General features: G+C 67.5%; 23 protein-coding genes and 1 pseudogene. 9 read left to right on the top strand and 15 right to left on the bottom strand.

The window, feature by feature from the left end:
* Positions 1 to 91 precede the first annotated feature (91 nt).
* Entirely contained in the window at positions 92 to 1408 is a 1317-nt protein-coding gene (locus FS787_RS11040; protein WP_144672446.1) for an ATP-binding protein, read from the top strand.
* A gap of 11 nt (positions 1409 to 1419) precedes the next feature.
* Here the strand turns inward: FS787_RS11040 and FS787_RS11035 are convergent, their stop codons facing one another.
* From FS787_RS11035 to gluQRS, 3 genes are read right to left on the bottom strand one after another with little or no spacing between them, the layout of a single operon-like run.
* Positions 1420 to 2421, bottom strand: a complete 1002-nt coding sequence (locus tag FS787_RS11035) for an NADP-dependent oxidoreductase (RefSeq protein ID WP_144672445.1) — start codon at positions 2419 to 2421, stop codon at positions 1420 to 1422.
* A gap of 2 nt (positions 2422 to 2423) precedes the next feature.
* Positions 2424 to 3098 (bottom strand): HD domain-containing protein, encoded by a 675-nt coding sequence (locus FS787_RS11030; protein WP_144672444.1) that lies wholly within the window; start codon positions 3096 to 3098, stop codon positions 2424 to 2426.
* Between the two features lie 9 nt (positions 3099 to 3107).
* Positions 3108 to 4004 (bottom strand): tRNA glutamyl-Q(34) synthetase GluQRS, encoded by an 897-nt coding sequence (gluQRS, locus tag FS787_RS11025; protein ID WP_144672443.1) that lies wholly within the window; start codon positions 4002 to 4004, stop codon positions 3108 to 3110.
* A 401-nt stretch (positions 4005 to 4405) separates the two neighbouring features.
* On the opposite strand from gluQRS, the gene FS787_RS11020 reads away from it, so the two are divergent.
* Positions 4406 to 4864 (top strand): Lrp/AsnC family transcriptional regulator, encoded by a 459-nt coding sequence (locus FS787_RS11020; protein WP_186329173.1) that lies wholly within the window; start codon positions 4406 to 4408, stop codon positions 4862 to 4864.
* Positions 4865 to 4873: 9 nt separating this feature from the next.
* On the opposite strand, the gene FS787_RS11015 is transcribed toward FS787_RS11020, so the two are convergent.
* The gene (locus FS787_RS11015; RefSeq protein WP_144672442.1) at positions 4874 to 5329 is read right to left on the bottom strand and encodes an Lrp/AsnC family transcriptional regulator; all 456 of its coding nucleotides are present in this window, start codon (positions 5327 to 5329) and stop codon (positions 4874 to 4876) included.
* Between the two features lie 103 nt (positions 5330 to 5432).
* Between FS787_RS11015 and FS787_RS11010 the strand changes: the two genes are divergently transcribed.
* Entirely contained in the window at positions 5433 to 6083 is a 651-nt protein-coding gene (locus FS787_RS11010) for a LysE family translocator (RefSeq protein ID WP_144672441.1), read from the top strand.
* 42 nt (positions 6084 to 6125) lie between these two features.
* On the opposite strand, the gene FS787_RS11005 is transcribed toward FS787_RS11010, so the two are convergent.
* The 6 genes from FS787_RS11005 to FS787_RS10980 form a co-directional block, all read right to left on the bottom strand.
* On the bottom strand, positions 6126 to 6482 hold the full coding sequence (locus tag FS787_RS11005) for a nuclear transport factor 2 family protein (protein WP_260982503.1): 357 nt from the start codon (positions 6480 to 6482) through the stop codon (positions 6126 to 6128).
* 75 nt (positions 6483 to 6557) lie between these two features.
* The gene (locus FS787_RS11000; protein ID WP_144672440.1) at positions 6558 to 7547 is read right to left on the bottom strand and encodes a hypothetical protein; all 990 of its coding nucleotides are present in this window, start codon (positions 7545 to 7547) and stop codon (positions 6558 to 6560) included.
* 38 nt (positions 7548 to 7585) lie between these two features.
* The gene (locus FS787_RS10995; protein ID WP_056429113.1) at positions 7586 to 8086 is read right to left on the bottom strand and encodes a DUF456 domain-containing protein; all 501 of its coding nucleotides are present in this window, start codon (positions 8084 to 8086) and stop codon (positions 7586 to 7588) included.
* Between the two features lie 113 nt (positions 8087 to 8199).
* Entirely contained in the window at positions 8200 to 9411 is a 1212-nt protein-coding gene (locus FS787_RS10990; RefSeq protein ID WP_186329161.1) for an NADP-dependent malic enzyme, read from the bottom strand.
* A 297-nt stretch (positions 9412 to 9708) separates the two neighbouring features.
* Positions 9709 to 10272, bottom strand: coding sequence for a TetR/AcrR family transcriptional regulator (locus FS787_RS10985; protein ID WP_395940339.1), 564 nt, complete (start codon positions 10270 to 10272; stop codon positions 9709 to 9711).
* Positions 10273 to 10463: 191 nt separating this feature from the next.
* Positions 10464 to 11780 carry an MFS transporter gene (locus FS787_RS10980; protein ID WP_144672438.1) on the bottom strand — a complete coding sequence of 439 codons (1317 nt, stop codon included), beginning with the start codon at positions 11778 to 11780 and terminating at the stop codon, positions 10464 to 10466.
* Between the two features lie 48 nt (positions 11781 to 11828).
* Between FS787_RS10980 and FS787_RS10975 the strand changes: the two genes are divergently transcribed.
* From FS787_RS10975 to FS787_RS10965, 3 genes are all read left to right on the top strand, one after another.
* Positions 11829 to 13103: a thermonuclease family protein gene (locus tag FS787_RS10975; protein WP_144672437.1), complete on the top strand. Its 1275-nt coding sequence runs from the start codon at positions 11829 to 11831 to the stop codon at positions 13101 to 13103.
* A 70-nt stretch (positions 13104 to 13173) separates the two neighbouring features.
* Positions 13174 to 13650, top strand: coding sequence for a ribonuclease E activity regulator RraA (gene rraA, locus FS787_RS10970; RefSeq protein ID WP_144672436.1), 477 nt, complete (start codon positions 13174 to 13176; stop codon positions 13648 to 13650).
* 189 nt (positions 13651 to 13839) lie between these two features.
* Complete coding sequence (locus FS787_RS10965; protein WP_144672435.1) at positions 13840 to 15291, top strand: sugar porter family MFS transporter; 1452 nt, start codon at positions 13840 to 13842, stop codon at positions 15289 to 15291.
* Positions 15292 to 15386: 95 nt separating this feature from the next.
* Here the strand turns inward: FS787_RS10965 and FS787_RS10960 are convergent.
* The 4 genes and pseudogenes from FS787_RS10960 to FS787_RS10945 form a co-directional block, all read right to left on the bottom strand.
* A pseudogene (locus FS787_RS10960) lies at positions 15387 to 15533 on the bottom strand (GNAT family N-acetyltransferase); the annotation flags it as partial.
* A 186-nt stretch (positions 15534 to 15719) separates the two neighbouring features.
* Positions 15720 to 16868 (bottom strand): mannitol-1-phosphate 5-dehydrogenase, encoded by a 1149-nt coding sequence (locus FS787_RS10955; protein ID WP_144672434.1) that lies wholly within the window; start codon positions 16866 to 16868, stop codon positions 15720 to 15722.
* Complete coding sequence (locus FS787_RS10950) at positions 16868 to 18859, bottom strand: PTS mannitol transporter subunit IICBA (RefSeq protein ID WP_144672433.1); 1992 nt, start codon at positions 18857 to 18859, stop codon at positions 16868 to 16870. Before FS787_RS10950 ends, FS787_RS10955 begins: the two co-directional genes overlap by 1 nt.
* A gap of 59 nt (positions 18860 to 18918) precedes the next feature.
* Positions 18919 to 19647: a TetR/AcrR family transcriptional regulator gene (locus FS787_RS10945; protein WP_144672432.1), complete on the bottom strand. Its 729-nt coding sequence runs from the start codon at positions 19645 to 19647 to the stop codon at positions 18919 to 18921.
* A 204-nt stretch (positions 19648 to 19851) separates the two neighbouring features.
* Here FS787_RS10945 and ptsP point away from each other — a divergent pair, with 204 nt between their 5' ends.
* The 3 genes from ptsP to FS787_RS10930 all read left to right on the top strand — a co-directional run bounded on the left by ptsP (position 19852) and on the right by FS787_RS10930 (position 22386).
* On the top strand, positions 19852 to 21537 hold the full coding sequence (gene ptsP / locus FS787_RS10940) for a phosphoenolpyruvate--protein phosphotransferase (RefSeq protein WP_144672431.1): 1686 nt from the start codon (positions 19852 to 19854) through the stop codon (positions 21535 to 21537).
* A gap of 82 nt (positions 21538 to 21619) precedes the next feature.
* Positions 21620 to 22042: a helix-turn-helix domain-containing protein gene (locus FS787_RS10935; RefSeq protein ID WP_144672430.1), complete on the top strand. Its 423-nt coding sequence runs from the start codon at positions 21620 to 21622 to the stop codon at positions 22040 to 22042.
* 74 nt (positions 22043 to 22116) lie between these two features.
* Positions 22117 to 22386: a hypothetical protein gene (locus FS787_RS10930; protein ID WP_186329160.1), complete on the top strand. Its 270-nt coding sequence runs from the start codon at positions 22117 to 22119 to the stop codon at positions 22384 to 22386.
* Here the strand turns inward: FS787_RS10930 and FS787_RS10925 are convergent.
* Positions 22383 to 23603, bottom strand: a complete 1221-nt coding sequence (locus tag FS787_RS10925; protein ID WP_144672429.1) for a CdaR family transcriptional regulator — start codon at positions 23601 to 23603, stop codon at positions 22383 to 22385. The genes FS787_RS10930 and FS787_RS10925 overlap by 4 nt on opposite strands.
* Between the last annotated feature and the right edge of the window lie 77 nt (positions 23604 to 23680).

Genomic DNA, 23680 nt, shown 5'->3' with positions numbered 1-23680 from the left:
ACGTCCCCGCAACCCCTCCCGGATCCAGGTCGCATATGCTCAGCAGACAGACTCACACTGGCTCAGCGACGAACCACCCGGGAGACACCTCATGACCACCTGGCGAATCAGGGATTTCCACTCGGCCGACCTTGACGGCATCCTGCACCTCTGGGAGACCCTCAAGGCCACCAACGTGGAGCCGGTCTATGCACTGTCCGAGGTACTGGCCTCGTGCGAAAAGGACCACGCCGTCGTCGCGGTGCTGGGGGATCAGGTGGTGGGCGCCGCCGTCGGACGCGCCGCCCATGACCAGGGCTGGATCGTGTTCCTCGCCACCCTCCCCGAGTACCGCGGCCGCGGCATCGGCACGTCGCTGCTGGCCGCCGTCGAAAACCGGATGGCACCGCACGGCCTGAACAAGCTATCCGCGCTTATGCCGGAATCCGAGACCCGGGTGGAGGCGTTCCTGGGACGCGGGTTTGTGCTGAAGAAGAACCTTCGCTACTTCGAGCGGAAGATTCCGGTGCAGCGCCAGGAACTCGAACCCCTCAGCCTGCTGGGCGGCCGGATCCTGGCCCGCGACCTCTGGGAAAATGTCGCCGGCATGCGGAATGAGAAGGAACTGCTGGAACGCCGCCTGGTCCTGCCCCTGGCCGAGGCCGACCTCGCCGACGAGTACGGGGTGGTGCCGCCGCGCGCCGTCGTCCTTTTCGGCCCGCCCGGCACCGGCAAGACCACGTTCGCGAAGGCGATTGCATCCCGGCTCGAGTGGCCGTTCGTGGAGGTCTTCCCCTCCCGGCTGGCCTCCGATCCCAAGGGCCTGGCGGGCGCCCTGCGCGAGACGTTCCTGGAGATCGCCGAGCTGGAACACGCCGTGGTGTTCATCGATGAGGTGGAGGAGATCGCCGCGCAGCGTTCCGGCGAACCGCCGTCGCCGCTGCAGGGTGTCACCAACGAACTCCTGAAAATCATCCCGGCCTTCCGGGAGCAGCCCGGCCGCCTGCTGGTCTGCGCCACGAACTTCATCCGCGCCCTGGATTCGGCCTTCCTGCGCCACGGCCGCTTCGACTACGTCATCCCCATCGGCCTGCCCGACCGCCAGGCCCGCGAGGCCATGTGGCAGCGGTTCATTCCCGCCACGGTGGTGGACGACGTGGACGTGGAGCTGCTGGTGGACCGCACCGAGGGATTCTCCCCCGCCGACATCGAGTACGCCGCCCGGAGCGCGTCCCAGCGGGCACTGGAGAAAGCGGTGTACGACGACGGCGGCCTGGCTTCCAGCGGCAACGCCTCCATCCGCGAGGCCGTCCGGAAGGGCCCCGCGACGCAGGACTACCTCGACGCGATTGCGGAGACCCGGACCACGGTGAGCGACGAGGTCCACCAGCAGTTCCTGGAGGACATCGACGCCCTGGGCCGGGTGTAGCCGCACGTTTGTCAGAAGGTGATGACGATTTTGCCCTTGGCGTGGCCCTGTTCCAGCGCGGCAAAGGCCTCGGCGATCCGGTCGAACGGATAGCTGCTGTCCACCACCGGCTGCAGCTGGCCGGCGTCGACGAGCGATGCCAGGAAGCGCAGTCCGTCCCCGCTCGGGCGCATAAACAGGTAGCGGTAGCTGGTCTTCGCCTTGCGGGCCCGCCTGCGGATGCCCAGGCTCATCACCCAGAATGCGGCGGTGAGCCACGCCGGAGCGTCAAGGTCCTTCGTCGCGGTGAGCGGCTCCGGAACCCCTGCGATGGAAACTACGCGCCCGCCCGGACGGAGGATGCGGAAGGATTCCTCGAGCGTCGCGCCGCCCACCAGGTCCAGCACGGCGTCGAAATCGTGCAGCACACCGGCGAAGTCCTCCCTCGTGTAATCGATAACGCGGTCCGCCCCCAGCCGCCGCACCAGCGCATCGCCGCGGGCCGAGGCGGTGGTGGTGACCTCCGCGCCGAAGTGTTTCGCGAGCTGGATCGCGAGCGTTCCCACGCCCCCGGCCCCGCCGGAGATGAAGAGCCGGGTGCCGGGGCCGACGTCGAGTTCGTCGCGGAGCGCCTGCAACGCAGTCAACCCGGCCAGCGGAAGTCCGGCCGCCTCGCCGAACCCAATCGACGCCGGCATGGCGGCTACGAGTTCCTGCTGCACGCACACGAATTCGGCGAAGGCGCCCAGCCTGCGTTTGTCCACCCGCGCGTAGACACGGTCCCCCACCGCGAAACGACTCGGCCCGGGTCCGACGGCGTCGACCGTTCCGGCGACCTCGCAGCCGGCGACAACCGGCAGCCGGAACGGGCTGATGGGACGGAGCGCGCCCTGGCGCATTTTGATGTCCACCGGGTTCAGGCCTGCTGCGGCGACCCGGATCCGGACGTCGCCGGGCCCGGGCTGCGGCTGGGGAAGATCACGGAGCTCCATGGCCTCCGGCCCGCCGTAACGGGTGAGGACGTAGCCGCGCATTGTCAGTTCCGGTGCGACTCGGCCTCGGCGGCGGCAGGCTCGGCGGCGGCCGCCGTCGGTTCATCCCTCGGGGCGTCGTCGTAGGAGAGGTTCTCGTAGTCGGTGTCATCCGCCTCGTCGAGCAGATCGTCGAGTTCCTCCCGCAGCCACGGGTTGATGCGGGCCAGGATTTTCCGGGTTTCCTCCACCGGAACCGCGGCGTAGAGCACCGGGCGGGCGTCGTTGTACCGGGTTACCGGGGGCTTATCCGGCCACTTCTCAGCCAGCGCCTTGACGCGCTCCGGCAGCGAATTGTGCGCATTGTCCGCGATCTTCACGAGGGTGGCGTCGTGGTCCTCGGCGATGTACCGGATGCCGGCCTGGTAGTCGTCCGGGTTCTCGTGCAGGCGCTTGGTGACGCGCTCGATGATGTCCACGGCGCGCTCGGAAACACCCATGTCCAGCAGGGCCTGCCGGGTCATCGGGGTGTCCTCGGCGATGTCGTGCAGATACCCGGCAATCCGGATGTCGTCGTCGAAGTCCGCCAGGGCATCCCCGACAGCGATCACGTGCTCGCGGTAGGGCCGCTTGAGCTTGTCCTTCTGCCGGTTGTGGGCCACTTCGGCGAGAACCTTGGCCGTCTCGACGGTAAAACTCGGCTGCGGGCTGCGCGATTCCCTGAACTCTGGTTCTGACATGCTTCCAGCCTACGCGTCCGGCCCTGCCATTCCGGGCCAGATCCACGGCTGCCGCGGCAGCGCGGCCGGGTCAAACACGGCGAGTGCGTCCGCCAGCGGCCCGGCCGGGAGTCCCAGGGACGCCAGCAGTGCATCGCGCACCTCGTCCACGGGTGCCCCGGCCGCTGCAAGGTCGGTGAGGGTGACGGCGCCGTCGCGTTTGGCCAGCCGGGCGCCGTCGGCGTTCAGGACGAGCGGAACGTGGGCATATTCCGGAACGGGAATACTCAGCAGCGAGGCGAGGTAGACCTGCCGGGGTGTGGAGGGAAGCAGGTCATCGCCGCGGACCACCTGGTCGATCCCCTGGGCGGCGTCGTCCACCACAACGGCGAGGTTGTACGCCGTCACACCGTCGTTGCGGCGGAGCACAAAGTCATCCACAACGCCGGTGTAGCTGCCGTGCAGCACGTCTTGGACGGTCGCCTCCGGGACGGCCGACCGGAGCCGGACCGCCGCGGGCCGGACGGCTCGCTTCGCCTCCCGTTCCCCCGCGGACAATTCCCGGCACGTGCCCGGGTAGGCTCCCTGCGGGGCATGCGGCGCGGAGGGGGCCTCCTGGATTTCCCGGCGGGTGCAGAAGCACTCGTACGTGAGACCCGCCGCGGTCAGCCGGCCGATCGCTTCCGCGTACAGGGTTCCGCGGTCGGTCTGGCGGACCACATCGCCGTCCCACGTAATACCGATCGCGGCCAGGTCCCGGAGCTGCTCCGCGTCGGCGCCGGCCCGGGCCCGGTCCAGGTCCTCAACCCGCATCAGGAACCGCCTGCCGGTGGACCGGGCGAAGAGCCAGGCGAGGATGGCGGTGCGGAGGTTGCCGACATGGAGTTCGCCGGAGGGGCTGGGGGCGAAGCGGCCGGCTGACGTCATGTCACCAGCCTATGCGCAGCCACCCCGTGGTCCCTGCAACAGCACAAGAGCCCCTCAGCTACCGATGACTTCGGGACAACCGACGTCGGTGGCTCAGGGGCTCTTGCCGTGCCGGGCCCGGCGTTGCTCCGGGCCATGGCACTGCGAAATGGAGAATTGAACGATGCGGAATGACGATGGTGTGAACAAGAGTCAATCAGCGGGCGGGTTCCTTGCGGGAAGCCTCATCCAAGGTCCGGGTGGTGTGCCGGGGTACTTGTAGCCTGTTGGGATCCGGCGGTGGCCGGCGTCCCTTCGTTGTCATTATTTCAACAGAAGTCCTGCAGTTGGTGCAACGGACATCGACTACACTGGTCAATCTGATCAAACAGGAATGCAACAACGCGCAGGAAGTGGTCACGTTGCAGGAACTCGACGCGACGGACCGGCGGATCCTCCTCGCCCTCGACGACGACCCCCGGTTGCCGATCATGGTGCTGGCCCAGAAACTCGGCTTGGCCCGCGGCACCGTGCAGTCGCGCCTGGAGCGGATGACGGCGTCGGGGGCCCTGCGGTCCAACAGCAGCCGGGTCCTGCCTTCCGCGCTGGGCCGGGGCGTGGCGGCGTCGGTCAGTGCCGAACTGGACCAGAGCCACCTGAACGAGGCCATCGCTGCGCTGCGGAACATCCCGGAGGTGCTGGAATGCCACGCTCCTGCCGGCGAGACCGACCTGCTGATCCGCGTGGTGGCGAAGAGTCCCGACGATCTGTACCGCGTCTCCGAGGAAATCCGGCTGTGCCCCGGGATCGTGCGGACGTCCACCAGCATGTTCCTGCGTGAGGTCATCCCCTACCGGACCACGGGGCTGCTGGGCGCCTGAGCCAATGGCCTACACGGGCGGACCGGTATTGGGCTTCAGGTTCTTCATCACCAGCGTCGACGTGAGCCGTTCGACGCCGGGCAGCGAGCTCAGCTCGGCATCGTAAAAGCGCTGGTACGCCGGCAGGTCCTCGGCGATGACCTTCAGCAGGTAGTCAGGGGAACCGAACAGCCGCTGGGCCTCGACGATATTCGCGTTGTCCGCCACGCGGTTTTCGAAAATCTCCATGGTGGCCCGGTCCACCTGGCGCAGGGTGACGAACACGATCGCTTCGAACCCGAGCCCCACGGCGGCCGGATCGATGTCCGCCCGGTAGCCGCGGATGACCCCGGAGGCCTCCAGGTCACGGAGCCGCCGGTGGCAGGGAGCCACGGTCAGTCCCACCTTGGCCGCGAGGGCCGTGGCCGTCATGCGGCCATCCTCTTTGAGGTAGCGCAAGATACTTCTGTCCAAATGGTCAATCACGCAATAATTTTACCCGGACCAAGGGTTTCTGCGCGAAAAGAGGGAACACTTCCGGCGCCGGATTTCCTAGACTTTTCCTGTACCCACGCGTCAGGAGATCACCATGAACCCCCAGCTGTTTTTCGCCTTTCTGGTGGTTGCCGGCGCCCTGGCCTGCACTCCCGGGGTGGACTGGGCGTATTCCATCACCGCGGGGCTGAAGCAGCGCAGCTTCGTGCCCGCGGTCGCCGGACTCTGCGGCGGCTATGTGCTGCACACCGTACTGCTGGTCGCGGGCCTGGCGGCACTGCTCACGGGGATTCCCGGCGTGCTGGGGTGGCTGACGGTGGCCGGGGCGGCCTACCTTCTTTGGCTCGGACTCACCACCATCCGGTCCTGGCGCGGAGCAAGTTTCGGCAGCCCGGACGTGCGGGCACCGGCGAACCAGTTCCGGACGTTCCTGCGGGGCATGGGAACCAGCGGCATCAACCCGAAGGGACTGCTGTTCTATGTGGCCCTGGTGCCGCAGTTTGTCACCCCGGAGGCACCCCTCCCCGTGCCCGTGCAGTCCGGCCTCCTCGGCCTGACCTTTGTCCTCCTGGTCGCCGTGGTCTACACCTGCGTCGCGTTGCTGGCACGCAAGCTGCTGCACTCGCGGCCGGGAGCGGCACGGAACGTGACGCTGGCCAGCGGCGTGATCATGGTAGCGCTGGGCGGTGTACTGCTGTCCGAACAGCTGCTGCCCCTCCTGGGCCATGCCCTGTCGCGCGGCTGAGCCCGCGTGCCTGGGACCGGGCCCGGCGAACCTCACCTGAGGTCACTTGCGCGGCATATACCATTCGGTGAATTCCGTGGCCCGGCCGTCCCCGGTGAGCTGGATGACCCAGAGATTGTCATAACTGCGGCTGTCCCCGCCGTAGTCGGTGCGGCCCTGCACGAAGGCCCTCCCGCCGTCGACGCCGAGGAGTTTCCACTCGAACGTCCAATCCCCCGGCGCATCCCCCGCGGCGATCCAGCGCTCCACGATCTGCTCACGCCCGGTCCAAGGCTCGGGATCGTCCGGCCTGGTGGCGTAAACCGCGCCTTCCGTGAAGAGCGCTCTGATGTCCTCCGGCTCGTTCGACTTCCAGGCCGTGACGTAGTGCTGCATCCAGCGTGCTGCCGCATCTCTCATCCCTCGTTTGTACTCCCTGCTTTCGCACGCCCGCAAGGGCCAGTGATCCGGAACGAACCTCACCGCGCCAGGGATTCAGTCGTCGTCGGCCCTGCCGTATTCGCGGTCCCAGAGCTCATGCAATTCGGCGTCCTTCCGGACTGCCCGGACCGGCTCCAGATCGGCGGGCGGGCGGGGCTGCCACTCACGGCGGCTGAGCGCTTTCCTCCCGTTGTCCAGCAGGAGGAGTGCCCGGTCCGTCAGGGCGTCGCTGCGGAGCGTGAAGTCGGTGCCGCGTCGGCGCAGGACCTCCTGCAGGGCGGCGCGGGCGGCCGCGTTGGCACCGAATTTCCGCAGTGAGCGCGCCCGGACCAGCAGCAACGCCGCCGAAAGGTCATCCCCGTTAAGCAGTCCTTCCGTATCCTCCACCACGTCCGCATCACGTCCCAGCGAAGCGGCCAGCGAGCAGCGCGCCAGGGCCATGGGCAACGACGGCGGCAGTCCGTTCAGGACCGCAAGGGCGGTCTCCCGCTGGCCGGTCTCGCGCAGCGAGTGGGACAAGGCCAGGAACACGGCTTCCTCGCTGAACAGGACCGGGACCTCGACGCGGTCCGCCACGGACACGCGGGTGATGACGCGGGCCAGGTACGTGAAGGCGTAACGGTTGGCGTCGTCGTCGTTCCTGATCAGCAGTCCGCGCTGGAGCAGTTCGGAGGCTCGCAGGTACCCGCCCTGGGCGTAGCTCTGCAGCCCCGCCATCAGGTAGCACAGCCCTGCCCAGCCGGGGTATGTGTGCGCCAGCGCGATCAGCCGGTCCGGATCGGAGCTGCCGAAAATGGCGGCGTGGACAGCCTTCGCCGCCTTGGCCGGCGCTCTCCCGCCCACCTTGCCGAGCCGGGGCGCGCCGCCCTCCACGGGCAAGGCGCCGCGGATCCGCCCGGCCAGGACTCCCGAGACCGCTCCTCCCACACCGTCGGCGAGGCCGCGGACAGGTGTCCGTATGACCGGAGTGCGGAACGGAGTGAGGTCGCGGTGGTCGCGGTACAGTGCGGAAAGGGGTGCGGATTCTCCCGGTCCGGAGCTCATGTATCTATGTTAATGGGCGCGGGGAGACCGGCGGCAGACTAGGCCGCGGCCGAAACCCACAGGCCGATCACCCAGGTGCTGCCGGCGAGGCAGGCGAGTCCGAATTCGACGATCATTCCCAGCCCGGTCGCCTTCAGGGCGGCCCAACTGGAGGCCACGGCGGTGCCGAAAACCCGCGTGCGGTGCAGCTCGCTCAGCAGCAGGCCCGCGGCGAAACCAACGAACAGGCCCACCACCGGGATGATAAACATCCCCACCACGCCGAACACCAGCCCGGTGACTACCGAGCGGCCCGGGATGCTGTGCTGTTTGAGTTTCCGGCCGGTCAGGACCGCGCTGGCGGCCATCCCCGCCAGGACGAAGACCATGCCGATCGCGAACACCACCCAGCCGGTAGTTCCGGCGCCGCCCCAGATGGCCCACGCCAGCAGGCTCAGCCCGATCAGGATGCTGCCGGGCAGCACGGGGATGACGGTTCCGGCCACGCCCACCAGGATGGCCAGGCCGCACAGGATCGTCACAACAGTCTCGGGATTCATGGCCCCAGTCTATGGGCCCGGCCGGGCCCCGGAGCGCGGCCGGAGACCGGCACGGCGTCAACGGCGGCGCATCCCCCAAGGACGCGCCGCCGTCGTCGTCTGTTCGGCTGTGGCTACTCGGCGTCAACCGCCGCGGCCACGGCGGCGGCAACCGCCGGCGCCACCCGCGGGTCCAGCGGGCTGGGGACGATGTAGTCGGCGGACAGGTCCTCGTCGGCCAGTTCGGCGATGGCGCGGGCCGCGGCCAGCTTCATGGCCGGCGTGATCCGGCGGGCACCGGCGTCGAGGGCTCCGCGGAAGATGCCGGGGAACGCGAGGACGTTGTTGATCTGGTTCGGGAAGTCGCTGCGGCCCGTGGCGACGACGGCCGCATACCGGCGTGCGACCTCCGGCAGGACTTCGGGGTCCGGGTTGGACAGGGCAAACACGATCGCGTCCTGACTCATGAGCTGGAGGTGCTCCTCGGCCAGCTTGGAGGACGAGACGCCGATGAAGACGTCGGCGTCCAGCAGGGCCTCGGCCGGGCCGCCGGATACTCCTCGCGGGTTGCCGCTCGCAGCCAGCTGCGCCTTCTTGCTGGCGGGGTCGGCTGCGATGTCAGCGCGGTCGCCGTTGATGACGCCGCGGGAGTCCAGCAGCACCACGTCGGTGATCCCGGCGGCGAGCAGCATCTGCGCGACGGCGATTCCGGCGGCGCCGGCGCCGGAGACCACAACGCGGAGCTTTTCGAGCCCGCGGCCGGTCACCTTCGCGGCGCCGGTCAGGGCCGCGAGGACCACGACGGCGGTGCCGTGCTGGTCGTCGTGCATAACGGGGCAGTCGAGGGCTTCGATGAGTTTGTCCTCGAGTTCGAAGCAGCGCGGCGCGGAGACGTCCTCGAGGTTGACGGCGCCAAAGCTCGGGCGCAGGCGGACCAGGGTCTCCACGATCTCGTCGACGTTGGTCGTGTTCAGGACCAGCGGGATGGAGTCGAGCTCGCCGAAGGCCTTGAACAGGGCCGACTTGCCCTCCATCACGGGCAGCGAGGCGCTGGCGCCGATGTCGCCGAGGCCCAGGACGGCGGTGCCGTCGCTCACGACGACAACGAGGCGCTGGGCCCACGTGAGCGTCTTGGCGAGCTCCGGGGTGGCGGCGATGGCGCGGCTGACCTGGGCAACGCCGGGCGTGTAAGCGATGGACAGGTCGCGTTTGCTGGCGAGCGGGACGGTGCTGGAGATGGAAAGCTTGCCGCCCTGGTGGGATGCGAAAATTTCCTCGTCGGTGAGCACGGCTACGGGCTCAGCGGGGGAGGTGGCGTCGGTGGGATTGATCGTTTCAGTGGACACGTCGTTGTCTCCTGGGGCTCACCGTGGGCGTACGGCACATGGAAGCTTAAGCACAGGCATGCTCAAGATGGTCTGGGGAACGTCGGCAGTGACCCGAGGTGATGGGTCTGCGGTGACGCTCCGGGTACTGCAGGCGGGGCCGGTCCGGTGCTGCAATGGTAAACACAACATTCCGGGCCCAAGGTGTCACACGACACACCCCGGCCGCGGTGAAACGTTTATCCGGCGTTTTTCGTGAGCCGGATCACGCAAAACAGCCCCTACTGCCCGGTAGAAAGCCTGACTGGTCTAGACCAGTTACGCGGCGGGACGGTTGGATGTCAGCAGGAAACAGGCCTTCTTGAGGTCTCCCTCGGCTTCGAAGAGCGAGAGGCGGCGGCAGCGGACGGACTGGACCAGTCCGGTGACGGTCAGCAGCAGGACCCGGGACGTGGCGGCGTCGCCGCTCACTTCAGTGACGGCTGTCTCGGCCGCGGAGTCGATCTCACGGAGCAGCTTCGTGGTGTCAGTGCCTTTGGTGTAAACGGCTTTGTTCAGGCATTGCTCCACGGCGGGCTGCATCAGGCGCATGTGGAAAATTTCCATGACAACCCCGACGAGCGCCAGGGCCGGAACGTCTCCTTCGGTTACACCGGCCGGCGAGTTGGCGTGCAGTTCCGTGAGCTGCTTGCGGTAGAGCGCCAGCATGAGCTGGGTGGCGGAGGGAAAGTAGCGGTACAGGGTGCCCAGCGGAACGTCGGCCTTGGCAGCGACTTCGGAAAGGACCACGGAGTCCAGGCCCTTGCGGGCGAACCCGGCGGCGACATCGAGGATCCGGGTGTAGCGGAGCCGTTGCCGGGGCAGGGTGGGTGGAGGAGCCATCGGTGGAAGTTCTGAGTGAAATTCAGGCATCAGCAGCGTTCCGGGGTCGGTTTTCTCGGCAGCCCGGAGGGATCCCCCACAGCACTGCCGCGGCAATTCCGTCCACTATACGCCACGATTCCGGGCCCTTAGCGAGTCACAGGCGGTGCCGCAGACACCCCGGCAGGGCCTCCCCGGCGGCGGGTCCGGGCCTAGTCAACGCCCTTGATTTTGACCACAAAGACGGCCCCGAGCAGACCGATCACGGCGGCCGCCACGTACAGGGACACGTAGCCGCCCCACAGCGTCACGAAGGGGAAGGCGATGAGCGGAGCGAGTACCTGGGGCAGGGAATTGGCGATGTTGAGGACACCCAGATCCTTTCCGCGGCTCAGCGCGGCCGGGAGGACCTGGGTGATGAGGGCGAAGTCCACCGCGAGGTAGCAGCCGAAGCCGATGCCCAGCACCGAGGCGCCCAGGAGGGCGCCGGCCCAGTTCGGCGCGAATGCGAGGATCAGCGAGGCCGCCGCAATGATGACGGACGAGATGATCACCAGCGGCTTCCGCTTGCCCATCCGGTCGCTCAGCCGCCCGCCGATCACGCTGGTGATGATCACCATTACGGCGTAAAGCCCGGTCAGGATCAGCACGCCGAGCTCCGGCGCGATGCCCTGGGTCTCTTCAAGGCGGACCGCGTCCTTGAGGAAGAAGAGCAGGTAGAGGGTCACCATGTGGTTGCCGATGTTCACCAGGAGCCGGGTCAGCCAGGCCCAGGCGAAGTCCGGGTAGAGCGCCGGGGAAATCCAGAAGCCCCGTGCGAAACCGGCCAGGCTGAACGGCGGACGGGCGCCCGCGGGGAGCGGGACGTCGTCGTTCCTGAAGAAATACAGCACGACGCCGGCGAGCAGCGCCACGGCGCAGACCAGATAGCCGACGGCGAAGTTCCCCGTCACCGCGGCGGCGATCACGGCACCCACGAGGATGCCCACCGTCTGTCCCATGGCGGCGAGGCCCCCCACCGTGCCGCGCTGGGCCACAGGCACACGGTCCGGGATGGCGGCCGTGATGGCCGCATAGGCACCGTTGCACCCGGCCTGCACCAGGCACCACAGCAGCGTCATAACGGCCACGTTGGGCGCCCCCGCGAGCGCGATCAGGGCCGCGGCGCCGAGGATGGCGCCGAAGAGGACCCAGGGGACCCTTCGGCCCAGGCGCGAGGTGGTGCGGTCGCTGAAGGCGCCGAACAAGGGGTTGGCCACGAGTGAGACCGCGGCACCCGCTCCGGTGACGAGGGCGAGGATGGATTCCTTGTCGCCCTCGCTGAACGCTTCTGCCTGCTGGCCGAGGAGCACCTGGATCGGCCCGAAGAAGGCCGCGTTAATGCCCAGGTTAACGAGCACGACGCCGGCAATCCAGACCGGGCGGACGGCCCGGTCGGGTTCGGCGAGCGCCACCGCCGTCGGGCCGTCGGCGGCGAGGCGGCCACGGGCAGGGTCCGGAGCTGCTCCGGGCGTATCGGACAGGCTCATGTGGTTCGGTTCCCCCCGGAAACGGAATGACGCAGACTGAATATCAGTGTGGGGCCAGACTATCGTGGGGATGACGCTAATGCGTCAGATGAAAAGGTTGTTTCCCCCTCGACAAAGTATTGTCAATGTCATTTGCGAAACTCCAAGCTGGAGAAGCCCACATCACTCATTCCTGGGGAATACATTTTGCTTTTAGATTCATCGGGCAGTGCTGCCCGTACCAAGGCCGCGGGACTGGCCATTGCCGTCGCCATGGCACTCACTGCCTGCTCTGCGGGATCGGCCACCACTGAGAAGAAGGACGCCCGACCGGAAGTCACTTCGGCAGGCGACCAGGCCGTTGTAGTCCGAGTCATTGACGGCGATACCTTCGAGGCCTCCGTCAACGGCGAGCAGAAGACCGTCCGGCTGCTCAACGTAGACACTCCGGAGACCAAGGATCCGGGTAAGCCGGTGGAGTGTATGGGTCCGGAAGCCACGAAAGCTCTTGAGCAGCTGCTGCCGGTCGGCTCCAGCGTCAGGCTGGAGCTGGACAAGGAACCGCTGGACAAATACGGCCGAACCCTGGCGGGCGTCTTCGACTCAAGTGAAAGTTTGGTCAACGCTGAAGTCGCGCGGATGGGATTCGGAGTTCCTGTCGTGTTCGAACCCAACACGAAGTTCTATCCTCCCGTGGCCGCGGCGTTCGACGAAGCCCGCACGAAAGGTGCCGGTCTCAACTCGAGCGACATCGCCTGCCTTCCCGCCCAACGGGTCGATCGAGCAGCCGAGGTTATTGAAGAGATCGTGGCCGCGCCGCTTGCTACGGCTGCCGCCGACTTGGATAGGAGCCATACCGGTCTCGTCGCCGCACTGGCCACGGTTGCCGCGCTCAAGACTGCCGCGACTGCGAAGAAGCATGTCCATTGGGCCGCGTACGACGCAGCTCAGCTGACGGCGATGGAGAACCGGCTGGATTCTGCTGCCAAAGCAGCGTCGGCCCACCAAGCGGCCATTGGCGCGAAGAAGAAGGATCTCGTGGCTGCCGCAGCGGCCGCTAAAAAGAAGAAACTGGCCGAAGCCGCTGCAGCCGCGAAAAAGAAGAAACTCGCGGAAGCTGCAGCAGCCGCTGCTCGCCAAGCGGCTGTAGCCGCGGCTGCGGAGGCTGAACGGCTTCGAAACCTGCCGCCGGCGCCGGCGCCGTATGTCCCGCCGGCATACGTACCTCCGGCATACGTACCTCCGGCAGCCCCGGCTCCCGCCCCGAACCCCTACCCGGGATACAACGGCCCTCGCTGCTATGCCCCCGGGGGCCAATCCTGGACACCGTGTAGTAAGAAGTAGTCAGACGTCCCGGCACTCGCGGAGTCCGCGAGTGCCGGGACACCGTTCGTTCCCACGTACAGGAGACCTGATGGCCGCATCCGCTGTTAATACTGCCGATCTGTTCGACGAGCGGGGCGAGGAGCTTGACTCCCTGGCCCTGCAGTTCCAGTCGCTCGGCGGCCATACGCATTTCAGCGGCCCGGTCCGGACCATCCGCTGCTTCGAGGACAACGCCCTGGTGAAGTCGACGCTCGCCACACCCGGCGACGGCGCGGTCCTGGTGGTGGATGGGGGCGGATCGCTGCGCACGGCTCTCATGGGGGACCTGATCGCGGCAAGCGCTGTCGCGAACGGCTGGGCCGGCGTCGTGATCAACGGCGCCATCCGCGACCGGACTGCCATTGCGGGGCTGCCTCTCGGTGTGAAGGCGTTGGGCAGCAACCCGCGCAAGAGCGCCAAAACCGGTGCCGGCGAGAGCGACGTGGAACTGGAGATCGACGGCGTCGTCCTCCGGCCCGGCGCGATGATCTGGTGCGATCCGGACGGGATCCTGGTCGAGCGCTGAGTTTTCCTCCCGCGGTCCACGGAGTCAAGGCAGGCAGCGTTTCGGCGTGCTCGACGGCTGCGCCCCTCCCGAACCAACTGTATGTTTCGTCTCACTTTTTTCGGCGTGTGACAGGGGTCGCTCCGGCTCTGGTGTAAGACTTGGTAGCTGCGGCGCAGGCCGTGGAACGTGAAATGCCGAGGGAGCCGAATGACAACCACCCAAGACCAGACCGCCGCCAAGATCCCCAAGCGGGTCATTTGGCTGGCCGTGGCGGGCGCCGTGGGCGGCTTCCTCTTCGGCTTCGACTCCTCGGTGGTCAACGGCGCCGTCGACGCCATCAAGGATGAGTTCGCGCTCAGCGAGGCCGTAACCGGCTTCGCCGTGGCCGTCGCCCTCCTCGGCTGCGCGGCGGGCGCCTACCTGGCCGGCAAGGTGGCCGACCGCTACGGCCGCATCCCGGCCATGAAGATCGGTGCGCTGCTGTTCCTGGTCAGCGCGATCGGCACGGGCTTCGCCTTCAGCGTGTGGGACCTTATCTTCTGGCGCCTCGTCGGCGGCCTGGGCATCGGCCTGGCCTCCGTGATTGCCCCGGCCTACATCTCCGAGATCTCCCCGCGCCACGTCCGGGGACGCCTGGCCTCGCTCCAGCAGCTCGCCATCACCACCGGTATCTTCGCCGCCCTGCTCTCGGACGCCCTCTTCGCGAACTTCGCCGGCGGCGCCGACCAGGATCTCTGGTTCGGCATCGAGGCCTGGCGCTGGATGTTCCTCGCCGGCGCGGTCCCCGCCGTCGTGTACGGCTGGATTGCCTACACCCTGCCCGAGTCGCCGCGGTTCCTGGTGTTCCAGGGCAAGGACGAAGAAGCCCTCAAGGTCTTCCAGTCCATCGCCCCGGATGAGGACACGGACCGCCACCTGCGCGACATCAAGACCGCCATCGAGGAGGACAAGGTGGCAGGCCAGAAGGGGTCCCTGCGCGGCAAGGCGTTCGGCCTGCAGCCCGTGGTGTGGATCGGCATCATCCTGTCGGTGCTGCAGCAGTTTGTCGGCATCAACGTGATCTTCTACTACTCCACCACCCTCTGGAAGGCTGTCGGATTCCAGGAGAAGGACTCCCTGACGATCTCCGTGGCCACGGCCGTCACCAACATCCTGGTGACCCTTGTGGCGATCGCCCTGGTGGACCGGATCGGCCGCCATCCCATCATGCTGGCGGGTTCCATCGGCATGGCCGCATCGCTGGGCACCATGGCCCTGGCCTTCGGGTCCGCCACCGGAACCGGCGACGCGATTTCGTTGCCCGGAGCGTGGGGCCCTGCCGCCCTGGTGGCCGCCAACGTGTTTGTCATCAGTTTTGGTGCATCCTGGGGCCCGCTCGTCTGGGTGCTGCTGGGCGAGATCTTCCCGTCCCGGATCCGTGCCCGCGCCCTGGGCCTCGCCGCGGCAGCGCAGTGGATTGCCAACTTCGCCATCACCCTGAGCTTCCCGGTCATGGCGGCTGCCTCACTGCCCCTGACGTACGCCATGTACGCGATGTTCGCCGCAGCGTCGTTCTTCTTCGTGAAGTTCAAGGTGCCGGAGACCAACGGAATGTCTTTGGAACAGGCCGAGACCCTCTTTGTGCCCAAGGGTTCCGCGAAGGAGTCGGCGAGAGCCTGAGCCGCGCTCCCCTGCACCGCCGCCTCACGAGGTGACAGTTAATGCCCATGTTTCCGCGAAGCATGGGCATTAACTGTCACCTCGGCGGGTGGGCCCTAAAGATCGAGCTTCATGCCCTCGTGGCTGGCGGCGAAGCCGAGACGTTCGTAAAAGCGGTGGGCGGCGGTGCGCGATTTGTCCGTGGTGAGCTGCATGAGCGAGCATCCCCGGCGCCGCGACTCGTTGATGGCCCATTCCACCATCGCCGCCACAGTGCCAGACCATGAGGGTCCCATGCAGCGGCATTGCCCTATCACTTTAGGTGCTTAAACCCGCGGTTTAAGCGCACCATCTGATAGCGCAACCGGGGCGGCCGCAACCAAAAACGCCGACGCCGGAACTCGGGTGAGTTCCGGCGTCGGCGGCTTGCTTTCGCGATGGGAATCAGACTAGACGGCGGCTTTGGCCTCCTCGACCATGGCGGAGACGGCCTTGAACAGCGGGTGGTCCGGCGCCAGGCCGGTAATGGTCGCTGTGGCCTCGTCCGCGCCCGAGGAAGCGAGGATCTTCCCGAGCTCCACGGCTTCGGCGTCGGCCGGATCGTTGAACCGCAGGGCGGCGGCGATCGCACCGAGCAGGGCCTCCGGGACGATCCCGCGTTCGGCCAGCTCCGCTGCGGGCCCGATGAAACGTTCGTGCCGACTGAGCTTGCGCAGCGGCGCCCGTCCCACCCGGTTCACGGTGTCCGGCAGGTGCGGGTTGGAGAAACGGCCCAGGATCTTCTGGACGTAGGCCTCCTGCTCGTCACGGTTGAAGCCGTGCTTGGCCACCAGCAGTTCCTTGGTTTCGTCCAGGACGGCGCGCACATCCGCGGCGACATCCTGATCGGCCATGGCCTCGGAAATCTTGCCCAGGCCGGCTTCAAAACCGAAATAGGCCGCCGCGGCATGCCCGGTGTTCACGGTGAACAGTTTCCGCTCGATGTACGGCTCCAGGTCGTCCACGAACGTTGCTCCCGGAATCACCGGCTCCTTGCCCGCGAACGGGGTCCGGTCGATGACCCATTCGTAGAAGGTCTCCACCGTGACGTCCAGGCCCTGCCCGGGCTCCTGGTTGGGCACGATCCGGTCCACCGCCGTGTTCGCGAACACGGCGGCAGCGTCCAGGGAACCGGCGGCCGGATCCCACTGCGCAGCAACTTCGGCCTTCAGGATGTCCGTGGCGTTGATGGCGTTCTCGCACGCCATCACCTGCAGAGGCGCCAGCCCGGCGGCGCGGGCGGTGATCCCCTTGGCGATCACGGGCGCCAGGAACTTGAGGATGTGCGGCCCCACGGCGGTGGTGACGATGTCCGCCGTCGCGATCTCCGCGATGACGTCCGCCTCCTGGGTGCTGGAGTTCAGCGCCCGGAAGTTCTCCACGGTGCGGACGGCGGGGTTGTCCCCCACCTCGTGGACCTGGTAGCTGTCCGCCGCCGCCAGCTGGTTGATGAGGTCCTCCGCGACATCCGCGAACACCACCTCATACCCCGCCTCGTGCAGCAGCAGGCCCACGAACCCGCGCCCGATGTTCCCGGCTCCAAAATGAACGGCCTTCACTATGAATTGACCTTTCCGAACAGGTCAAGGACTTCCTCGACAGTGGTGGCCGCCTCAAGCTGTGCCACCTGCGCCTTGTTGGTGAAGACCTTGGCGATCGAGGACAGGATCTGCAGGTGTTCGTTGTTGATGCCGGCGACGCCAACCACGAACTTCACTTCCTTGCCGTTCCATTCAATGCCGTCAGGGTAGCGGACCACGGAGACCGCGGATTTCATGATGTGGTCCTTCGCGGCGTTGGTCCCGTGCGGGATGGCGAGGTAGCTGCCCATGTAAGTGGAGACGGACTCCTCGCGTTCGTGCATGGCGTCCAGGTAGCCGGAGTCGACGGCGCCGCGGTCCAGCAGGAGCCGGCCGGCCTCGTCAATGGCAGCGTCCCGTGTGGTGGCGGTACCGTGGAGGACGACGCTTTCGGCCACCAGGATGCCGGCGGGACCGGCCTCCGCGGGAGCTTCCGGCGCGGCTGCGGCCGATGCAGGGACGCCGACGGCGGGAGCAGCACCAGCCGCCGGGGCGGCGGCGACGCCGGTTCCCCCGTCCGTGTTGCTGGCCTGGACGAGTTCCACGATCTCGTCGTAGCGCGGGCTGTTCATGAAGTTGTCCACCGACACGTGGACGGCGCTGGCGGTGACGGGCTTGGCCCGCTCCGTCAGGTCCTGGTGCGTGATGACGACGTCGTACGTGTCCGTGAGGTTGGCGATCGCGGAATTGGTGACCTTGACGTCCGGGAAGCCGGCCGCCTTGATCTTGTTCCGCAACACCGAGGCGCCCATCGCGCTGGAGCCCATTCCGGCGTCGCACGCAAAGACGATGTTCTTGACCGGTCCGGCGAGGACGGCGACGCCGCCGGCGTTCATGCCCGCGCCGGTCAGGGCGGAGGAAATCGAACTCTTCTTGCCCTTGAGGGCTTCCATCCGGTGGGTGGCTTCGTCCAGGTCGTCCTCCGCGGTTGCCTTGCTGGCCTTCAGGATCACCGAAGCGATCAGGAAGGACACGATGGTGGCGAACAGCACGGAGAGTGTCACGCCGACGTAGCTGTCGCGTGCGGTCGCTGCGTAGACGGCAAGGATGCTGCCCGGGGCTGCCGGTGAGCGGAGCCCGGCGCCGGTGACCACCAGGGTGAAGATGCCGGTCATGCCGCCGCCGATGGCGGCAAGGATCATGATGGGCTTCATCAGCACATACGGGAAGTAGATCTCGTGGATGCCGCCGACGAACTGGATGACCGCTGCGCCCGGCGCGGACGCCCTGGCGAGCCCCGTGCCGAAGATCGAGTAGGCGAGCAGGATGCCGAAGCCGGGACCGGGGTTGGCTTCGAGCAGGAACAGGAGGGACTTGCCCTCCTCAAGGGCCTGCTGCGTTCCCAGCGGCGTAAGGATGCCGTGGTTGACCGCGTTGTTCAGGAACAGGACCTTGGCGGGTTCGATGAAGATGCTGGTGAACGGCAGGAGTCCGTTGAGAACAAGGAATTCGACGACGGCGCTGGCGCCGTTGCTGAAGGCCTTCACCACCGGGCCGACCACCAGCATGCCGACGACGGCCATGCCGGCCGCCAGGATGCCGGCCGAGAAGTTGTCGATGAGCATTTCGAAGCCGGGCTTGACCCGGCCTTCCCAGATCTTGTCCACCTTCATCATGAGCCAGGCCGTGAGGGGGCCGAGGATCATGGCGCCGATGAACATGGGGATGTCCGTGCCGACGATGACACCCGTGGTGGCCACAGCGCCGACGACGCCGCCGCGCACGCCGTAGACCATCCGGCCGCCGGTGTAGCCGATCAGGAGCGGCAGCAGGTAGGTGATCATTGGTCCGACAAGCTTGGCGAGCTCCTCGTTCGGCAGGAATCCCGCCGGGATGAACAGCGCCGTGATGATGCCCCAGGCGATGAACGCGCCGATGTTGGGCATGATCATTCCGGACAGGAACGTCCCGAATTTCTGGACATGCACCCGCATGCTGGTGCGGGGTTTCGCAACTGTCTCTGTTGCCATGTGATTTCCTAACCGTCATTCCTGCTGCATCGCAGGATCGTCCGATAATTTCGCGAAAGCTAGCTGGTGGAGCTGGTGGAGATCCGGTGGAGCCATTCGAGGAAGAGCTTGAGTTCCGAGCTGGACAGCTGGTCCGAGTGCGATGCCTGCAGTGCCGCGTTCAGGGCGATAGCCGCCACAACCACCGAGGATTTCCCGGACGAGTCAGGACTGCTGCTCTTGGCCTGGTCCGAGGACACCGCGAAGATCATGGCGTCGCGGGTCATGGTGGACAGCTCGAGGTTGCGCTCGGGCGCCTTTTCCGTGATCAGCATCAGCGTCACCCCCACGTTGGCAGCCAGGATACTTCTGGCGGCTTCCCGCGGCGGAACGTTCAGTTGGCCGGTGACGGCGGCCTTGTTCAGCATCTCCTCCATGAGGCCCTCGGCGTCGGCGACGACCGCCGGGCGGCTCTCGGGGCGGATATTGCCGAACATAACGAGGTACAGTTCCGGCTGTTTGAGCCCGAACTGCACATGGTTGTCCCACATCCGCCGGATGTCTTCCAGCGGCTGCCCGGACGGCGCGAAGTCGCGTTCGCCCGCCACGTACTCTTCGAAACCTGCCGCGACGACGGCGTCGAACAGCCCTTCCTTGTCACCGAAGTGGTGGTAGAGCGTGGGCGCCGTGACGCCTGCCAGCTGTGTGATCTGGCGGGTGGAAACCGCACCACCGGCGGATTTGGCCAGCAGCTCGGCGGCTGCACGGAGCAGCCGCGTCTTTGGCGGAAGCTGGCCATCGAAACTCATAACCGCTACCCTAGCACCTATAGCAACGCTATATGAAGTGCATCACATACAATTTTTTCAGGTAGCGGATCCGCCCGCCGACGTAGCTGTCGGAGGGCCCACCCGGACGATCCTGCGCGGAGTCTCCCGCCGGATCGGGCGGCCGGCTCCGGTGCTACCTGACTCACCGGCTTACGGGCCCACGGCAGAGAATGAGGACCTTCAGTGCAGAACTTCCCAGGAGTAGGCGTCAGCCCCGGCCGCATCATCGGAACGATCCGCCAGATGCCCAAACCCGTCAGCGAACCGCCGGCCGGGGAGCAGCTGCCGGCCGGCGTCACCGCCGAGGATGCGACGGCGGCGCTGAAGGCCGCTGCCAAGGCCGTCCACGATGAGCTGAAGGCCCGGGCGGAGACGGTCAGCGGCGACGGCAAGGCGGTCCTGGAGGCCACTGCGCTGATGGCGACGGACACCATGCTCCTGAAATCGGCCGCCAAACTGATCGGCCGCGGCACGTCCAGCCAGCGTGCCATCTGGGAAGCCGGCGGCTCGGTCTCGGAAATGCTGCACAACCTGGGCGGCTACATGGCCGAACGCGCCACCGACGTCCTGGACGTCCGGGCCCGGATCGTGGCCGAACTGCGCGGCGTGCCGGCACCGGGCATCCCGTCCTCCCCCACTCCGTTCATCCTGATCGCCGAGGACCTGGCCCCGGCGGACACCGCCACCCTGGATCCGGAAAAAATCCTCGCGCTGCTCACGGCAGGCGGCGGCCCGCAGTCCCACACCGCTATCATCGCCCGCTCGCTGGGCCTTCCCGCCGTGGTCGCCGCAACCGGCGTCGACCAGCTGCCGGACGGCACGGAGGTGTACGTGGACGGCGCCGCCGGCCTGATTACGGCGGACCCGGATGACTCCCAGCGTGCCGCGGCCGAACACTGGGCGGCCACCGCCTCGCTGCTGGCCGACTTTGACGGCACCGGTTCGACGGCGGACGGCCACCTGGTGCCGCTGCTCGCCAACGTCGGCGGGGCCAAGGACGCCGTGGCCGCCGCGAAGCTCAACGCGCAGGGGGTGGGGCTGTTCCGGACCGAGTTCTGCTTCCTGGAGCGGGACACCGAGCCCACCGTGGACGAACAGGCCGCTGCGTACAAGGGTGTTTTCGACGCTTTCCCGGGTAAGAAGGTGGTGCTCCGGACGCTCGACGCCGGCGCGGACAAGCCGTTGCCGTTCCTCACCGATGCCACCGAACCGAACCCGGCCCTCGGCGTCCGCGGGTACCGCACCGATTTCACGACGCCGGGCGTGCTGGAACGCCAGCTGCAGGCCATCGCCCGGGCCGAGCAGGAATCCGAGGCGGATGTCTGGGTGATGGCGCCGATGATTTCCACCGCGGAGGAGGCCGCCCGCTTCGCCACCCTGTGCGCCGAGGCCGGAATCAAGACCCCCGGCGTGATGGTGGAAGTCCCGTCCGCGGCGCTCACCGCCGAGGCCATCCTCCGGGAAGTGGGGTTCGCGAGCCTGGGCACCAACGACCTCACCCAGTACGCCATGGCCGCTGACCGCCAGCTCGGCCCGCTCGCCGCCCTCAACACACCCTGGCAACCCGCCGTTCTTCGGCTGGTCGGGCTGACCGTGGAGGGGTCCGCCGCGGAGGGCCACAACAAACCCGTCGGCGTCTGCGGCGAGGCCGCCGCGGATCCCGCCCTCGCCGTCGTCCTGACCGGGCTGGGCGTCTCCACGCTGTCCATGACGGCCCGGTCGCTCGCCGCGGTGGCGGCAGTGCTGAAGACGGTCACCCTGGCCGAGGCGCAGGAGCTGGCCAAGCTGGCGCTCTCCGCGCCGAGCGCCACCGAGGCCCGCGCCTGGGTCCGGGCTAAGCTTCCGATCCTCGAGGAGCTGGGGCTGTAGCGGCGCGGCAGGGCAGCCGCTGGGCAGGACAGGACGGGAGGCGGCAGTGTGCGGCGGAACCGCGGACGCTAGGATGCACTCCATGACACTGATTGCTCCCCGCGTGGCGGCCGCCCTTCCGGCCGACGAGGCGCAGAAACTCCAGTACGCACTCCACGGCAGCGACGACATCACGGTGTTCGTGGACGGCACCGTCCACCGGCTGCCGTCCCAGGCGCGGGACGCCGTCGTCGACCTGCTGGCCCGGTTCAGCCGGGGCGAGGCGGTCACGGTCAGCAGCGTGGAGGAAATGCTCACCACGTCGCGGGCCGCGGAGCTGGCGGGAATCTCGCACACCTACCTGCGGAACATGACGGACCGTGGTGAAATCCCGGTGGAATACCGGGGCACGCACCGGCGGATCAGACTCGCGGACATCATGGCCTGGCTTGAGAAGCAGAAAAAGAACAGTACCGCCGACGGCGCCCGGGACCACGGAAATGACGGTGCCGCGGATGCTTCGTGACGGCGTGATAAGGATCAAACAACGATCCCGGTCCTGCGCGGAAACGTGGGGAAGGCCGGGGTTACGCTTGGATTGTGGGTAAGTTCAGAGGGTGGCACATTGTGGCGGGCATTGCCGCCATGGTGCTCACCGGCATCCTCGGAACCGCGATGGGGCTGAACAATACGGCGGCCTTTATGTCCAGCTGTGTGGCGTTTGTGGCTGTGGCGATGTGGATGGACGGCAGGATTACCCGCCGCAGGCGCGAGGAGTCGGCGCTGGATGGAGCGCGGGACCCCGCTTTGGACCCTACTTTGGACCCCGGCGCGGCAGTCGACTCCGACGCCTCCAAGCGCGAGCGCTAAATCCTGGGCCGGCCGGCCCAGCGCCGCGCCTTCAACGCCGCATGGAGCTCCAGCCGCACCATCCCCTTGAGCGGGTCCACGCCCAGCAGCTGCCGGATCCTGCCCAGCCGGTTGTAGATGCTGCTCCGGTGCAGGTGGAGCTTGTCCGCCACTTCCTGGACCGAACCGTCGTTGTCGTAGAAGAGCTCCAGCACCGGCAGCAGCTCGTGGTTCCGGTCATGGTCCTCCAGGATCCGGAAATAGACCGAACCCGCGTCCGCCCATGCCCCCGCTCCGCCGCCCGCCGAGGCCAGCAGCTGGTAGATTCCGGTGGCGCGGCAGTCGACCAGCTCCCCCAGCTGGGGATCCACCGCCGCTGCCTGGGCGGCCTGCCGGGATTGGCGGTAAGCGTCCGCCAGTTCCCGCGGCCGCGCGAAGCCCTCCGAGGTCCCCAGGATGATCCGGTGGACGGCCCTGCCGGAGCGTTTGGCCAGCTCCAGCTGGTAGTGGACCAGCACCTGGGCGTGGTCCGCCCGGCCTGTGGATTCCTTGAACAAGACCACAGAGTGCGTTTCCGTGCCCGCGCTGAACAGGGCGGCGTCCACCCCGATGGTGGCCTGCAGCGCTGCGGAACGGTGGATCAGCGTGGAGGCGATCGGGTCCGATCCTTCGGCCCAGCCGTCCGCATCCAGGACCGTCACGAGCTGCCAGGGCCCGCGCCCCTGCACTTCCTTCCAGCCGCCCACAGCCGCGACGGCGTTGGACTCGCCCCGGCAGGCGGCCAGGAATTCCTGCTCGCGGCGGCGGCGGAACTCGGATTCGGCCGTGTTGGATTCCAGCAGCAGGGCGGAAAGCTGCTCGAGCTCGCGGGCCACCCCGGGCAGCTGGCCGAGGACCGCCGTCGCGTTCGGTTCCTCGGAATCGAGCTGGACCCAGAGGTAGCCCACCCGGAAACCGCGCAGCAGCAGGGGAACGCAGACACGGCCCAGCATGCCCAGGTCCTCGTTGGCCGGCACAACCACCGGGCGCACCGCCGTCGCGATCCCGTGCGAGAGCTGCCAGGCGCTGACGTCCACCGGGACGCGTTTGCTGAGCAGGAAATTTACCCGCACCCGGTCCGCGTGCGACTGGTTGGAGCTGTAGGCCAGCAGCAGGCCGTCCAGATCCTCGAGTGAGAGGCCGCGGCCCAGTTTCAGTGCGACCTGCTCCACGAGCTGTTCGACGTCCTGCTGCTGCATGCTGCCACATTACTGCCGATCGGCCCCGCGCCGGGAATGCGGCGGCGGGTGTCACCCAACGGACAGCAGGCGACACC

Origin of the sequence: Arthrobacter sp. U41 (assembly GCF_007679325.1) — a bacterium.
In the GTDB taxonomy this organism is placed as follows: domain Bacteria; phylum Actinomycetota; class Actinomycetes; order Actinomycetales; family Micrococcaceae; genus Arthrobacter.
This window is presented reverse-complemented; position numbering and strand designations above follow the sequence as displayed.

Bases quoted from the DNA above. Each gene is read 5' to 3' on its own strand.
- gluQRS (WP_144672443.1), bottom strand. From the start codon at position 4,004: ATGACGTCAGCCGGCCGCTTCGCCCCCAGCCCCTCCGGCGAACTCCAT.
- rraA (WP_144672436.1), top strand. From the start codon at position 13,174: ATGGCCGCATCCGCTGTTAATACTGCCGATCTGTTCGACGAGCGGGGC.
- FS787_RS10950 (WP_144672433.1), bottom strand. From the start codon at position 18,859: ATGGCAACAGAGACAGTTGCGAAACCCCGCACCAGCATGCGGGTGCAT.
- FS787_RS11040 (WP_144672446.1), top strand. From the start codon at position 92: ATGACCACCTGGCGAATCAGGGATTTCCACTCGGCCGACCTTGACGGC.
- FS787_RS10925 (WP_144672429.1), bottom strand. From the start codon at position 23,603: ATGCAGCAGCAGGACGTCGAACAGCTCGTGGAGCAGGTCGCACTGAAA.
- FS787_RS10945 (WP_144672432.1), bottom strand. From the start codon at position 19,647: ATGAGTTTCGATGGCCAGCTTCCGCCAAAGACGCGGCTGCTCCGTGCA.
- FS787_RS11005 (WP_260982503.1), bottom strand. From the start codon at position 6,482: ATGAGAGATGCGGCAGCACGCTGGATGCAGCACTACGTCACGGCCTGG.
- FS787_RS11035 (WP_144672445.1), bottom strand. From the start codon at position 2,421: ATGCGCGGCTACGTCCTCACCCGTTACGGCGGGCCGGAGGCCATGGAG.
- FS787_RS11010 (WP_144672441.1), top strand. From the start codon at position 5,433: ATGAACCCCCAGCTGTTTTTCGCCTTTCTGGTGGTTGCCGGCGCCCTG.
- FS787_RS10980 (WP_144672438.1), bottom strand. From the start codon at position 11,780: ATGAGCCTGTCCGATACGCCCGGAGCAGCTCCGGACCCTGCCCGTGGC.
- FS787_RS11000 (WP_144672440.1), bottom strand. From the start codon at position 7,547: ATGAGCTCCGGACCGGGAGAATCCGCACCCCTTTCCGCACTGTACCGC.
- FS787_RS10995 (WP_056429113.1), bottom strand. From the start codon at position 8,086: ATGAATCCCGAGACTGTTGTGACGATCCTGTGCGGCCTGGCCATCCTG.
- FS787_RS11030 (WP_144672444.1), bottom strand. From the start codon at position 3,098: ATGTCAGAACCAGAGTTCAGGGAATCGCGCAGCCCGCAGCCGAGTTTT.
- FS787_RS10965 (WP_144672435.1), top strand. From the start codon at position 13,840: ATGACAACCACCCAAGACCAGACCGCCGCCAAGATCCCCAAGCGGGTC.
- FS787_RS10985 (WP_395940339.1), bottom strand. From the start codon at position 10,272: ATGGCTCCTCCACCCACCCTGCCCCGGCAACGGCTCCGCTACACCCGG.
- FS787_RS10935 (WP_144672430.1), top strand. From the start codon at position 21,620: ATGACACTGATTGCTCCCCGCGTGGCGGCCGCCCTTCCGGCCGACGAG.